The organism is Streptomyces sp. TAA486 (genome assembly GCF_000426165.1).
Genome location: NZ_AUEV01000003.1, coordinates 46,533 through 59,967, shown reverse-complemented (window position 1 = coordinate 59,967; position 13,435 = coordinate 46,533). Strand labels below are relative to the sequence as shown.

11 protein-coding genes and 1 pseudogene are annotated in these 13,435 nt (G+C 69.5%); 6 read left to right on the top strand and 6 right to left on the bottom strand.

What is annotated here, in order from left to right; genetic code table 11:
* Positions 1 to 88 precede the first annotated feature (88 nt).
* Positions 89 to 1,183 (top strand): helix-turn-helix domain-containing protein, encoded by a 1,095-nt coding sequence (locus tag I004_RS0106980; protein WP_246531056.1) that lies wholly within the window; start codon positions 89 to 91, stop codon positions 1,181 to 1,183.
* Between the two features lie 717 nt (positions 1,184 to 1,900).
* On the top strand, positions 1,901 to 3,262 hold the full coding sequence (locus tag I004_RS0106975) for a glutamine synthetase family protein (RefSeq protein ID WP_028434887.1): 1,362 nt from the start codon (positions 1,901 to 1,903) through the stop codon (positions 3,260 to 3,262).
* Positions 3,263 to 3,338: 76 nt separating this feature from the next.
* Here the strand turns inward: I004_RS0106975 and I004_RS0106970 are convergent, their stop codons facing one another.
* The 4 genes from I004_RS0106970 to I004_RS32670 all read right to left on the bottom strand — a co-directional run bounded on the left by I004_RS0106970 (position 3,339) and on the right by I004_RS32670 (position 5,825).
* A complete protein-coding gene (locus I004_RS0106970; RefSeq protein ID WP_106965294.1) occupies positions 3,339 to 3,560 on the bottom strand; it encodes a site-specific integrase in 222 nt (73 codons plus the stop codon).
* Between the two features lie 28 nt (positions 3,561 to 3,588).
* Complete coding sequence (locus I004_RS0106965; RefSeq protein ID WP_028434885.1) at positions 3,589 to 4,590, bottom strand: zinc-binding dehydrogenase; 1,002 nt, start codon at positions 4,588 to 4,590, stop codon at positions 3,589 to 3,591.
* 405 nt (positions 4,591 to 4,995) lie between these two features.
* Positions 4,996 to 5,418: an SgcJ/EcaC family oxidoreductase gene (locus I004_RS0106960; protein ID WP_051344803.1), complete on the bottom strand. Its 423-nt coding sequence runs from the start codon at positions 5,416 to 5,418 to the stop codon at positions 4,996 to 4,998.
* Positions 5,419 to 5,489: 71 nt separating this feature from the next.
* Complete coding sequence (locus I004_RS32670) at positions 5,490 to 5,825, bottom strand: DoxX family protein (protein WP_078510905.1); 336 nt, start codon at positions 5,823 to 5,825, stop codon at positions 5,490 to 5,492.
* A 386-nt stretch (positions 5,826 to 6,211) separates the two neighbouring features.
* Between I004_RS32670 and I004_RS32665 the strand changes: the two genes are divergently transcribed.
* The 4 genes and pseudogenes from I004_RS32665 (at position 6,212) to I004_RS0106935 (ending at position 11,084) form a co-directional block, all read left to right on the top strand.
* Positions 6,212 to 6,523: an ANTAR domain-containing protein gene (locus I004_RS32665; protein ID WP_051344802.1), complete on the top strand. Its 312-nt coding sequence runs from the start codon at positions 6,212 to 6,214 to the stop codon at positions 6,521 to 6,523.
* 448 nt (positions 6,524 to 6,971) lie between these two features.
* Complete coding sequence (locus I004_RS0106945; RefSeq protein ID WP_028434883.1) at positions 6,972 to 7,544, top strand: OsmC family protein; 573 nt, start codon at positions 6,972 to 6,974, stop codon at positions 7,542 to 7,544.
* A gap of 333 nt (positions 7,545 to 7,877) precedes the next feature.
* Positions 7,878 to 7,970 (top strand): annotated as a pseudogene (locus tag I004_RS38920) (glutamine synthetase); the annotation flags it as partial.
* 105 nt (positions 7,971 to 8,075) lie between these two features.
* Positions 8,076 to 11,084 (top strand): bifunctional [glutamine synthetase] adenylyltransferase/[glutamine synthetase]-adenylyl-L-tyrosine phosphorylase, encoded by a 3,009-nt coding sequence (locus I004_RS0106935; protein ID WP_028434881.1) that lies wholly within the window; start codon positions 8,076 to 8,078, stop codon positions 11,082 to 11,084.
* Between the two features lie 251 nt (positions 11,085 to 11,335).
* Here the strand turns inward: I004_RS0106935 and I004_RS0106930 are convergent, their stop codons facing one another.
* Positions 11,336 to 12,226: a phosphatase PAP2 family protein gene (locus I004_RS0106930; RefSeq protein WP_028434880.1), complete on the bottom strand. Its 891-nt coding sequence runs from the start codon at positions 12,224 to 12,226 to the stop codon at positions 11,336 to 11,338.
* A gap of 36 nt (positions 12,227 to 12,262) precedes the next feature.
* On the bottom strand, positions 12,263 to 13,321 hold the full coding sequence (locus I004_RS0106925) for a LacI family DNA-binding transcriptional regulator (protein ID WP_028434879.1): 1,059 nt from the start codon (positions 13,319 to 13,321) through the stop codon (positions 12,263 to 12,265).
* Positions 13,322 to 13,435 lie beyond the last annotated feature (114 nt).

The following is a 13,435-nucleotide window of genomic DNA, read 5'->3' as shown; positions in this document are numbered from 1 at the left end:
GCGGCTACCCCTACACGAGGGTATCCGCAGGATTTCGATACCTGGTGTACTGGATTCGGCGCCCGCCTGGCGGGCATCGGTCAGTGACGTGAACTCGCCACAGCACAGGGGGATCGACATGCTGGAGTCGCTCGGGCTCGAACCCGTCCAACAGCAGGCGTACGAAGCGCTCGTCGACGGTGCTGTCACTGTCGCCGAACTCCGCACGACGCTGGGTCTGAGCGCCGGGCGAGTACGCGAGACCCTCGCCGCGCTCGAGAAGTTGGGCCTGGTGGGGCGGTACCCGGGCGAGCGGCGCGGGGAGGAGCGGTTCCTGCCGGTGGCGCCCGAGGTCGCGTTCGAGTCGCTGCTGCTGGCCCGCGAGGAGGCCATCCACCGCACCCGCCGGCACATCCAACTGCTGGCCACGCGCTTCCGCGCCAACGCCACCGCGCGGGATCCCGTCGACCTGGTGGAGATCGTCACCGGACGGGCCGCCGTCATCCAGCAGGTCGACCAGCTGCAGCACAGCGCCACCAGCGAGATACGCGGCATCGACCGGCCGCCGTACGCCAACAGCGACCCGGACCGCCTCGACCCCAAGACCGGGATGATGCCGGTGCAGGCCAAGACGATGCGGCGCGGAATCGGCTACCGCGTGATCTACGACACCCACGGCCTGGAGACCTTCCACCGCATCGACACCGACATCGAGGCCTGCGCCGAACTCGGGGAAGAGGCACGGGTGATGGCCGACACCCCCACGAAACTGCTGGTCGCGGACGACCGGGTGGCTCTCATCCCGCTGCGTTCCGCGCCGCACGAGATGGCCAGCAGCGTGGTGGTGCATCCGTCGGGGCTGCTGGACGCGCTCTGCGAGTTCTTCGAGGTGCTGTGGGCGCGCGCCCTGCCGCTCTCCGCGTACTTGGCCGGACGCCCGGGCGGCGCCGGTGACGCCCCCACGTCGGACGAGGCCCGGCTGCTCGCGCTGCTGACGACGGGGCTGACGGACCAGGTCATGGCGCGTCAACTCGGCGTCAGCTACCGCACGTTCCAGCGACGGTTGAGCGGCCTGATGGAGCGGCTCGGCGCCGGTACCCGCTTCCAGCTCGGCATGCGTGCCGCGAGCCTCGGCTGGGTGTCGCAGCCGGCGGACGGGGCGGTGCGCATCGGGCCGGGGCCGGGCACCGGAGAGATCGCCTGAGGGGTTTTCAGGGGGTGTCCGACCCGCGAAGTACGCACCACAAGATGTCGATTGGCACACTCACCGGTAACTCTTGTTCTCCCCTTCGCCGGTGTGCGAACTTCATTGCGTGACGTCGCCGGGCAGGACGGCTCACGACTCACGACCACAAGGCCGGACGCCGCTCGCGACGGACCGGCCGGCACCACCCAGCCGCGGTCCGGTATCCCCCACTACCGGACCGCGGCTTTCACTTTCCCGGCCGGTTGCCGCGAGGCGCCTCCGCAAGCCTCGGCCGTCCCGGCGTTCCCGCTCGGGCGGTCTCCGGAGCCGCTCGCGGAGCCCGGCTTTCTGCTGCCACTCTCCGCACCTTCCGCAGCCGGCTTCCGCGACTGCGACCGGTGGCCCGGGACCCGCGCCCCCGCTCCGGGGTCGGTCCCCGCCCGGAGCCCTGCCCGCGCCGCGCAGAGGCATCCTCCGGGCGCTCCTCCGACACCTTCCCGACCCCGCGATGACGCCTTTCCCGGCTCGCGTCGGGGCACCCCTCCCGTGGTCTACTGGGAGCGGCGTGAGGAGACGGAGCGGGCGCAGGCAACGCTCCGGAAACCTTGAGGTGGGATGCTCGTCCGGCCCGCCCCGGAATCCGGGCGGCCGGCCCGTGAGCGGGGCCCTCCGGGCCGTCAGGTCCAGGGCCCACCGGGTGCGAGGAGCCACCCCGACCAGCGAGGATGGGTGACTATGGATAAGCAGCAGGAATTCGTGCTCCGTACGCTCGAGGAGCGCGACATCCGGTTCGTAAGGCTGTGGTTCACCGACGTCCTCGGCTTCCTCAAGTCCGTCGCTGTCGCGCCCGCCGAGCTCGAGCAGGCCTTCGACGAGGGCATGGGCTTCGACGGGTCCGCGATCGAGGGCTTCGCCCGCGTCTACGAGTCCGACATGATCGCCAAGCCGGACCCGAGCACGTTCCAGATACTGCCGTGGCGGGCCGAGGCCCCGGGTACGGCCCGGATGTTCTGCGACATCCTCATGCCGGACGGTTCACCGTCGTACGCGGACCCGCGCTACGTGCTCAAGCGCGCCCTGGCCAAGGCGTCCGACCTCGGGTTCACCTTCTACACCCACCCGGAGATCGAGTTCTTCCTGCTGAAGGACCGTCCGGTGGACGGCACGAGGCCGGTGCCCGCGGACTCCTCGGGCTACTTCGACCACACACCGCAGCACGTCGGCATGGACTTCCGGCGGCAGGCGATCACGATGCTGGAGTCGATGGGCATCTCGGTGGAGTTCTCCCACCACGAGGGCGCCCCCGGCCAGCAGGAGATCGACCTGCGCTACGCCGACGCGCTCTCCACCGCCGACAACATCATGACGTTCCGGCTCGTGATGAAGCAGGTGGCGCTGGAGCAGGGTGTGCAGGCCACGTTCATGCCCAAGCCTTTCTCCGAGCACCCCGGCTCCGGGATGCACACCCATCTGTCGCTCTTCGAGGGCGACCGGAACGCTTTCTATGAGTCCGGCTCCGAATACCAGCTCTCCAAGGTCGGCCGCTCCTTCATCGCCGGGCTGCTCACCCATGCGGGCGACATCTCCGCCGTCACCAACCAGTGGGTCAACTCCTACAAGCGGATCTGGGGCGGCGCCAACCGCACGGCCGGCGAGGGCGGCGAGTCCCCCTCGTACATCTGCTGGGGGCACAACAACCGCAGCGCGCTGATCCGCGTGCCCATGTACAAGCCGGGGAAGATGGGCTCCACCCGCATCGAGGTGCGCTCCCTCGACTCCGGTGCCAACCCCTACCTCGCCTACGCCACCCTGCTGGCCGCCGGGCTCAAGGGCATCGAGGAGAGCTACGAGCTGCCGCCCGGCGCCGATGACGACGTGTGGGCGCTCTCCGACGCCGAGCGCCGGGCCATGGGCATCGAGCCGCTGCCGCAGAACCTGGGCGAGGCGATCACGCTGATGGAACGCAGTGAGCTCGTAGCGGAGACGCTGGGCGAGCACGTGTACGACTTCTTCCTGCGCAACAAGAAGCAGGAGTGGGAGGAGTACCGCAGCGAGGTCACCGCCTTCGAACTGCGCAAGAGCCTGCCGGTGCTGTAAGTGCAGGTCAACGAACATATCGCTGCTTGGCTGTAGTTGGGGCCGACGGAGTCCAGCCGTCGGCCCCAGCTAGCGCTCAGTTGTTCTGGGCCGTCTCCGGGCCGTCTGACGCTGAATCGACACCCTTGTACATGCTGTCCACAGCCCGTCGAGTCCGTCCCCCGCTGCTCGGCATCAGGTGCGTGTACACGCGGAGCGTGAATCCCGGATCGCTGTGTCCGACGTAGTGACTCAGGACCTTGATGGTCTCGTCGGCGTCGAGCAGAACTGAGGCGTAGAAGTGCCTCAGCGCGTGCATGCCGTGCCCTCGGGCCGACTGGTCCCGCTCACCCGGCTCGGGCTCCGGAATCACTCCGGGCGTCGGGGACGAGAACGACCTTGCCTGTCGTTGCCCGCGTCTCCAGGGCGGCGTGCGCTGCGGCAGCCTGTGACAGGGGGAAGGGCTGGAAGGCGGGCACCAGGCTCCCGTCAGCGGCCTCGGCGAGCGCTCGGGCCTCGTCGGCGGACGCGTCTTGGCCCTCCAACAGCAGGGTCAGCGCGTCGGTGAAGCGCACGCCGAGCTCATTCAGCTCCGCTTCATCGGGGCGGAACTCCTCCCGGGAGGCCGCACCGATGGTGATGTAACGCCCGCTCTCGGCCAGCAGCCCGAAGGCGGCCCGCCCCTTTTCGCCCTCGACACCGTCCAGAACGACCGTGACGCTGCGCCCTCCCAAGGCGTCGCGGACCGTGCCGGGCCAGTCCGGCTGGTTGTAGTCGACTGCCACATCGGCTCCCAGCTCTCGCACGGCGGCGGTCTTGGACGGCCCGCCCGCCGCGCCGATGACCGTGGCCCCGAGGCGGCGGGCGAACTGGAGCACCAGGCGGCCGATACCACCGGCCGCAGACGTGACCAGGACTACGTCGTCGGGGGTGAGCTCTGCGATGTCGAGCAGGCCGATGGTGGTAGTGCCGGTGACGATCATGGTGACGGCGGCCTCGTACCCCAATCCGTCCGGGATCCGGTGCAGGGATGAGACGCCGGCGACGGCGAGCTCGGCGTAGCCCCCTGGCCTGCCGTGTGCGGTCACCACTTTGGCGCCGATCCAGGCCTCGTCCACGTCTGGCCCGACTGAGTCGACGACGCCGGCCACCTCTCCCCCGAAGATCGCCGGAAGTGCGGGAAGCGGCGGGCCGATCTCCAGCCCTTCCCGCATCGCCGTCTCGATCTGGTGTACTCCCGCGGCCCTCACCAAGACACGGACCTCGCCCCGTCCCGGTACCGGATCGGGCAATGTCTCGTAGCGGAGATTCTCAGCGGGTCCGAACTCGTGCAGCACGACGGCGCGCATGACCGTTCCTTCCAATAGGTCCGCAGAAGAACGCCCACTCTGCAACCTCAACTTAACTTCAAGTCAAGTCTGTCACCGCCGGGCAAGCCCAGCAGACCGGCGGAGCGCAGATCGGCGAGCAGCAGCTCTTACAGGGCGTGGCAGATCCGGCCTCGCCCAACCCCAGCACTCCCACCCAGCGCATCAGGCAGGGCCACAGCACCGGCTGACGATCTGTCATTCAAAGGTTCAGCCGCAGCCCATCTTGCTGGCAGTCTCAAGTGTCCTGTCGCAGCGCATCCGTCAGACGACGGGCTTTCGACCTGCGGAGTCGCCATGTCGTCTGAGAACGAGAACGCTGATGGGTCGGGTTCTCAAACGACATGGCATTCGCGGAAATCGCGCTCTGGTCGGCATAGCGGCCGCTCAGGGGACCGGTGTCGTCTGGGCCAGAGCGATGCGCCAGTCGTCGCCCTGGCGGGTCAAGACGTAGGTCATGACACCGACCGAGGGCAGCTCGGACGAGCCCTCCGCCTCGGACCGTTCGTCGTGGACGGTCTTGGTGAGGCTGACGATAGCGACGTCTGGGGTGGTGAACCGGATGTCGTCGACCTCCAGCGAGGTCCGGATGTTCTTGAGCGGGGACGAGAGCGCTTCGGCCATGGCCGAAGCGAAGGCCTCACGCCCGAAGAGGCGCCGCCCAGCCAAGTTGACGATCACCAAGTTTGCGGTGTGCAGCGCAGGCAGCACGTCCGGGTCGGTCTGCGCCTCCTGGGACCGCGCGACCAACTCGCGAATCCTCTGCTCGTCGGCGTCGTTGGCGGGGCGAGTGGAGTTCGTGGTGTCCATGGGGGAAACCTAGGACTTCAACTTAAGTTGAAGTCAACTCCTCTCGCTGGCCTGACAGCTGCCAGGTGTCCTCACGGGTGTCCTGTCGCCTCGCGTCTGTCAGATGGTGAGCCTCTGCTCTGCTGCAGAACCGCTGGTAGAGAGGGTCCTGGGTTCCGAGGCGCACCGAGGAAGTACAGCACGAGACCGGCGGCGGCGAGCGTGCCCAGTACCGGCACGGCGAGCCCGGACAGCAGTCCCAGCGCGCCCGCCGCCAACAGGGCACCCAACGGGCGCATCCAGGACCGAGGTACGGACAACTTGTCCGCCTGGCTCTTGGGGTAATCGTGGCCGACGAAGTTGGCGGCGGCGGCCAAGCCGTTGACGGCCGCGGCGAGGAGGGTGACCACGAGGTAGGTCGCGAACACGAGAGTCTCCTTCTTCGTCGCGAGAACACCGGCTGGATGTTCAGCATTACGACGATGCGGAGCCCCGAGACGTGACATGCCCGGTCACGCAGGCCCGCAGGAAGAGCCCCGGTCAGAAGACTGCCCGAGTCATGGGCGAGTTCACGAGCCCTTGACCTCCCGCCCCGTGCTTCGCAACCGAGGTCGGCAATCGACGAACACATGGTGGGATCGACGGGACTCGCACGGTGTTCGGGCGGGCCCTTATAGCAAACGGTGCATGGCTTTTCTGGATTTCTCCGGCCCTGAGGTGCTCGGGGCTGAAATCCGCCTCAACGTGGGTAGGTTCTGTACTCCGGGCGGACTCGACCATCCGCCCCAGTTCAGCCAAGGGGGGCAGATCGGTTGTGGATCAGGCGGAAGAGGTACGCACCGAGAGCCGGCAGTTGCGCCGTGCGATGGAAGCGTGGTCCGTCATCGACCTGGCGCGGGGCGTGCTCATGGAGTGGTTCGGCTGCACCGCGGAGGCAGCGTGGGTGGCTCTGCGCGTCGTGTCGCACCGCACCGACACCAAGCTACGGATCGTGGCGGAGCAGATCATCGCCCGCACGCAGGGCGAGCCCGTGACGCCGGTGATTCATGCCTCGCTGTGTGAGCAGTTGGGCGCGTACGGCAAGCACGGTCGTCCAGAGGGCCCCTCTTCGCTCACCAACCGCTGACACCAGCAGTGGGGAACGCCCGCGGTTGGCAGGGAACGTCGACGGTCGACTCATCGAGGTCCGAGGCGAGTTGACCGACGCCCGCGACCCCCACGGGCCCAGGTGTCTTGTGGGCTACAGGTGCCCAGCGAACTCGGTGCACCACCGATGGTGAGTTCCACGACGGGGGCTTGCCGGCGTGAGCGACACCCTCGGCGTCGTCGGAGGTCCGTCGTGGGGCGGGAAGCTCCCGCGGGTGCGGGGTGAAAGTCGCAGCGGGCGGCTACGTGTGCCGGCCGGCACACGTAGCGGGCGGCAGGGCCCGGCGGTTCACCCATCGGGGCCGAGTGGCCCTTTCATCACGCTGCTGCTCCTGCAAGTGTCGAAATCAAGGACGTCCTGGGCAGAGCGGTTGCTGCCACGTTCGAGGCTCTGCCCGGGGGCCGGCGACGGTCGAGAGGTGAGTGAGATGGCTCAGGCACGAACGCCCGTCACACCGATCAACGGGGTGGACACGGAACGGCTCAGGGAGACCATTGACGCGATCGGCACGGATGTCGGCTGTGCCGACTTCCAGTTCCGGGCTTCGAACGAGTGGTTGGGCGGAGCTCACAACCGTTCCTCCTTCGGGTCCTTCCGTAGCTCCGGAGCCGAAGACGACACGAGGCAACGGACGTTCACTTTCGACGCGGACGAACCGCTTCCCCTGCTGGGGCACGATGAAGGCGCCAATCCGACGGAGGCGCTCCTGCACGCCCTGGCGGCATGCCTGACCACGTCTCTCGTCTATCACGCGGCCGCGAAGGGCATCACCGTCCACCGCGTGGAGTCCCGGCTCGAAGGCGATCTCGACCTGCGCGGCTTCCTGGGGATGGACGAGAACGTGCGCAATGGGTACGAGCGGATCCGCGTGAGTATGAAGGTCGACTGCGACGGCGACATGGAGCAGGTTCAGCGGCTGGTCGAGACTGCCCAAGAGCGGTCACCGGTGTTCGACATCGTCACCAACAAGGTCCCGGTGTCCGTGACCAGTGCGGCCTGACCCTGCGAGCGCCCTGCGTCCCTGCGGCCCACATGCGATCGGAGCCGGACAGAGGGCCACAGGGAGCCGCGGCGCCCGACGGTGATCATCAGAAGATTCGGCCCCTGACCATGTTGCTGGTCAGGGGCGGTCTCTTCGCAGGTGGCGACACTAGGACTCGAACTTGGGAAGGCTGAGCAGGCAGATCTGCAGTCCGGTCTGCATGCGCGAGGGCGCCGGGCCGTGTGTGGGCCGTCCGAGAGCGGCCAACTGACAGGCTCCGAGAACTGGGCAACGTGTCATCGCAGGTCAGTCGAAGGTATCGACGCGGAGCCGCACGTGGCAGACTCGGCAGATCACTTCCTGCGCAGCAAGAAGCAGAAGTGGGAGGAGTACCGCAGCGAGGTCACCGCCTTCGGACTGCGCAAGAGCCTGCCCGTGCTGTGAGGCCCGGCCGCATCTGGGGGTACCACCCGGGCCGCAAGGCCCAGGGGGAGGCACGAGGTCCGGGCACCAGGAGACTCGGGGAGCGAGACGACGGAGGACGGTCAGGTGCACGGCGGGCGCCGGGACAGCCGGTACGGACAACTCATCAGGCGCGGATTCACCGAACCCGCCGCCGCCGAAGGGCTGCTCGCCACGCCCGGCCTGGAGGAGGTGCGCGGCGACACCGGTCTGCTGGACGCGTTCGCCGCCACCGCGGACCCGGACCTGGCGCTGCGCGGGCTCGTACGGCTCATCGAGGCGCAGGAGGACCCGCAGCCGCTCGTCGACACGCTGCTGGCGAGCAAGCCTCTGCGTGACCGGCTGCTCGGCGTGCTCGGCGTCTCCGAGGCGCTGGGCGAGCATCTGGTCGCCCACCCCGACGACTGGCAGGCTCTCGTGACGTACGAGGCCGCCGCCGATCTGCACCCAGGCGTCGAGGAGTTCGAGGCCCTCGTCGGCCCGGCGAGCGGACCGGACGATCTGCGTCACCGCTACCGGGGCAGCCTGCTGTCCGTCGCGGCCCGCGACGTGTGCGGCACGAGCGATCTGGCCCGTACGGCCGCCGAGTTGGCGGACCTGGCCACCGCGACGCTGCGCGCCGCCCTCACCATCGCGCAGACGGAGGCGCCCGAGGACGCGGCCATGTGCAGGATCGCGGTGATCGGCATGGGCAAGTGCGGGGGCCACGAGCTGAACTACGTCTCGGACGTGGACGTCATCTTCGTCGCGGAGCCCGTCGAAGGCACCGAGGAATCACAGGCGTTGCAAGCCGCGGGACGCCTCGCCGCCCGCATGATGCGCATCTGCTCCGACACCACCACCGAGGGCACGATCTGGCCCGTCGACGCCAACCTCCGCCCCGAGGGCCGCAACGGCCCGCTGGTGCGCACGCTCTACTCCCACCTCGCCTACCTCAACCGGTGGGCGAAGACATGGGAGTTCCAGGCGCTGCTGAAGGCACGTCCGGTCGCCGGCGACACCGCACTCGGCGAGGCGTACGTGGAGGCCGTGGCCCCGATGGTCTGGCAGGCCGCGGAGCGGGAGAACTTCGTCCCCGACGTGCAGCAGATGCGCCGCCGCGTCGTCGCGGCCATCCCCGCCGCCCAGGTCGAGCGTGAGCTGAAGCTGGGGCCCGGCGGGCTCCGGGACGTCGAATTCGCCGTACAGCTCCTGCAGTTGGTGCACGGACGCTCCGACACGACGCTGCGCAGCCCCACCACCCTCGCCGCGCTGGAGGCGCTGGCCGTGGGCGGCTACGTCGGGCGTCAGGACGCGGCGGCGCTGGATTCGGCGTACCGCTTCCTGCGCACCATGGAGCACCACATCCAGCTGCACAGGATGCGCCGTACGCACCTGATGCCGGAGAGCGAGGCGGACCAGCGGCGCCTGGGCCGTTCGCTCGGCTACCGCAGCGAACCCGTCACCGAGCTGCACCGGGCATGGCGGCGGCACGCCGCGGCCGTGCGGCGGCTGCACGAGAAGCTCTTCTACCGTCCGCTTCTGGACGCCGTCGCCCAGCTGGAGGTCGGAGAGGCACGGCTCTCCCCGCGTGCCGCACGGCAGCGGCTGGAGGCACTCGGCTACGCCGACCCGGCCGGGGCGCTGCGGCACCTGGAGGCCCTGGCCAGCGGCGTGAGCCGCAAGTCCGCCATCCAGCGCACTCTTCTTCCGGTGCTGCTGGGCTGGTTCGCCGATTCCTCGGACCCCGACGCGGGGCTGCTGGGCTTCCGCAAGGTCTCCGACGCACTGGGCAACACGCCGTGGTATCTGCGCCTGCTGCGGGACGAGGGAGCGGCGGCGGAGAACCTCGCGAGGGTCCTCTCGGCCGGCCGCTTCGCTCCCGACCTGCTGCTGCGTGCCCCCGAAGCTGTCGCACTGCTCGGCGACGAGCATGGGCTGCTGCCGCGTTCACGTGAGTCGCTCACCCAGGAGGTTCTGGCCGCCGTCGGCCGCGCCGAGGACGCCGAGTCGGGGGTGGCGGCGGCCCGCGGAGTCCGGCGCCGTGAACTGTTCCGTACGGCTGCGGGGGACATCATCGGCGCCTACGGGACGGAGGAGTTGCCCGCGGAGGACCCGGCAGCGGCCGTCGACCGCGTCGGATCGGCGCTGACCGACATCAACTCCGCCACGGTCGCAGGCGCGCTGCGCGCCGCGGTCCGTGGCCAGTGGGGCGACGAACTGCCCACGCGCTTCGCGGTCATCGGCATGGGACGCTTCGGCGGCGCCGAACTGGGCTACGGCTCCGACGCTGACGTCGTCTTCGTGCACGAGGCACGCGAGGGCGTGAGCGAGGAGGAGGCGAACAAGGCCGCGTTCGCGGTGGCCACCGAGTTGCGCAGGCTGCTTCAGCTGCCCACGACCGACCCGCCGCTCGTCGTCGACGCCGATCTGCGTCCGGAGGGCAAGTCCGGGCCGCTGGTGCGCTCGCTCGACTCCTATGCGTCGTACTACCGCCGCTGGTCCTCGGCGTGGGAGAGCCAGGCGCTGCTGCGCGCGGCGCCCGTCGCCGGCGACGAGGAACTGGGCCGCCGCTTCACCGAACTCGTCGACCCCGTGCGGTATCCGGCCGACGGCCTGACCGAGGAGTCGCTGCGCGAGATCCGGCGGCTCAAGGCCCGCATGGAGGCGGAGAGGATGCCGCGCGGTGCGGACTCCACCACGCACGCCAAGATGGGCCGCGGCGGCCTCGCCGACGTGGAGTGGACGGTGCAGCTCTTCCAGCTGCGGCACGGCGCGTCCGTGCCGGGGCTGCGCACGACACGTACGCGTGAGGCGCTGTCAGCGGCCCGCGAGGCGGAGCTGATCGGCGAGGAGGACGCCCGCATCCTCGACGAGGCGTGGCTGATGGCGACGCGCGTACGCAACGCGGTGATGCTCGTGCGGGGCCGTGCGGGCGACACATTCCCTTCTGAGGCAAGGGAGTTGGGCGCCGTCGGACGCTACCTCGGATACGAGTCCGCCGGGCCGGGACCGCGGGCGACGGAGACCGGCAGCAGCGGCGAGATGCTGGACGACTACCGCCGCGTGACGCGGAGGGCGCGGGCCGTGGCCGAACGGCTCTTCTACGAGGGCTGAGGCGGCGGGCTTTCGGGGGCTGCGGCGTGTCCGGAACATCCCGTCCGGACGGGGCCTGGCACGCACGCTCTCCCTCGCTTCGCGGGAGGTGCCGCCAGCGTTCTCGGGTCGGTGCGGTCCGCTGCGCTCTCTCCCCCTGCCCCTGGTGGCCCGGGAGGTGCCCCCACCCTCCGCCTTCCGATCGCACGCACCAGGTCCCGCGGTCCCCGCCCCGCTGGGTCCCGGGCCGAAGGTCCAGGGGGAGGGCGACGCTACTTTCCCGACACGCCCTGGGCGCGGGCGGGTACCGCGGCCAGCCTCGGCAGCCGGTAGGCCATGCGCCCGTACCAGCCCCAGGAGAGCGCGAAGCCGAACGCCAGGCAGATGACGCCGCCCACCGCGTCCAGCCAGAAGTGGTTGGCCGTGCAGACGATGACCGTGAGAGTGACCAGAGGGTAGAGCGCGCCCAGCACACGCGCCCAAAGCGGCTTCGCGAGCACGGCGATGGTGACGCCGCACCACACCGACCAGCCGATGTGCATCGAGGGCATCGCCGCGTACTGGTTCGACATGTCGGCGAGGTTGCCGGACGCCATCGAGCCCCAAGTCTGGTGCACCTGGACGGTGTCGATGAATTCGTCGCCGCGCATCAGACGGGGCGGTGCGAGCGGGAAGAGGTAGTACCCCAGGAGGGCGGTGCCCGTGGTGGCGAAGACGACGAGCCGCGTGGCGGCGTAGCGGCCCGGGTGCGCGAGGTACAGCCAGACCAGCACGACGACGGTGACGACGAAGTGCAGCGTCGCGTAGTAGTAGTTCATCGTGAGGATGAGCCAGGTGACGCTGTCGGCCGCGTGGTTGATGGAGTCCTCGACGGCGATGCCGAGCAGGTGCTCCGTCTTCCACACCCAGTCGGCGTTGTTGAGGGCCTGGACGCGCTGCTCGGGCACGGCGTTGCGGATGGCGGAGTAGACCGCGTAGAACAGCAGGACGAGGACGATCTCGAACCAGATGCTGGGCCTCCGCGCGGCACGTGCCCGCGTGGCCTCGGCAGCTCTGTCACTCTCCTCGGCGCCCTCGGTTCTTCCGGCCCCGCGATCTTCGGTCTGTGGCCCCGCGGTGGCTGTCCCGTTTGTCCGTTCGGTCCTCGTTGTGGATGCCCCCATGAGGGGACAGTCTGCCAGAAGGGGACACCGCTCCGATCATCCTGCGGTCGGGTATCCGGCCCCTTCCGTCCTCCCTGCGACCGAGGGGACAGAGGCAGTTGAGCCGCGTACGACCAGTTCAGGAAGGAAGACGAATTCGCTGTGGGGAGCGGGCGTGCCGCCGATCTCCTCGAGCAGCGCGCGGACGGCCGCGTGCCCCATGGCCGGCACGGGCTGACGGATCGTCGTCAGCGGGGGATCGGTGAAGGCGATCAGCGGGGAGTCGTCGAAGCCGATCACCGAGACGTCGTCAGGGACTTCCAGCCGACGCTGCCGGGCCGCCCGGATCGCGCCGAGCGCCATCATGTCGCTTGCGCACACCACGGCCGTGCAGTCGCGGTCCAACAGCTCGCTCGCGGCGGCCTGTCCGCCCTCCAGCGTGAAGAGGGAGTGCTGTACGAAGCTCCGTGCCTGACCGGCCGTCAGGTCCAGCTGCTCCTGCACGGCCCGGAGAAAGCCTTCGATCTTCCGTTGCACGGGCACGAAGCGCTCGGGTCCGACGGCCAGACCGATGCGCCGGTGGCCGAGTGCGGCGAGGTGTGTGACGGCCAGTCGCATTGCCGCGCGGTCGTCGGGGGAGACGAACGGGGCGCGGACCTTGTCCGAGTAGCCGTTGATGAGGACGAAGGGCACGCCCTGCCCGCGCAGGCGCTCGTAGCGCTGCATGTCGGCGGTCGTGTCGGCGTGGAGGCCGGAGACGAAGACGATCCCGGCGACGCCGCGGTCGACGAGCATCTCCGTCAGTTCGTCCTCCGTCGATCCGCCGGGGGTCTGCGTGGCCAGCACCGGCGTGTATCCCTGCCGGGTGAGGCCTTGGGCGATCACCTGGGCGAAGGCCGGGAAGATCGGGTTCTCCAGCTCGGGGGTGATCAGCCCGACCAGGCCCGCGCTGCGGTGCCGCAGCTTCAGCGGACGCTCGTACCCGAGCACGTCGAGGGCGGCGAGGACGGATTCACGGGTGGCCGCGGCGACGCCCTGCTTGCCGTTGAGGACACGGCTGACCGTCGCTTCGCTGACCCCCGCCTGTGCTGCGATGTCAGCTAGCCGTGCGGTCACAGGGCTGGACTGTACCGGGCGCGGCAATCACTGCACACCGCGCATGGGTGGCGGAGCCCGAAACGAGCTTGCTGAAACTTGCTGCAAGTACTTGCGCAAACTCATTCGGCCCCG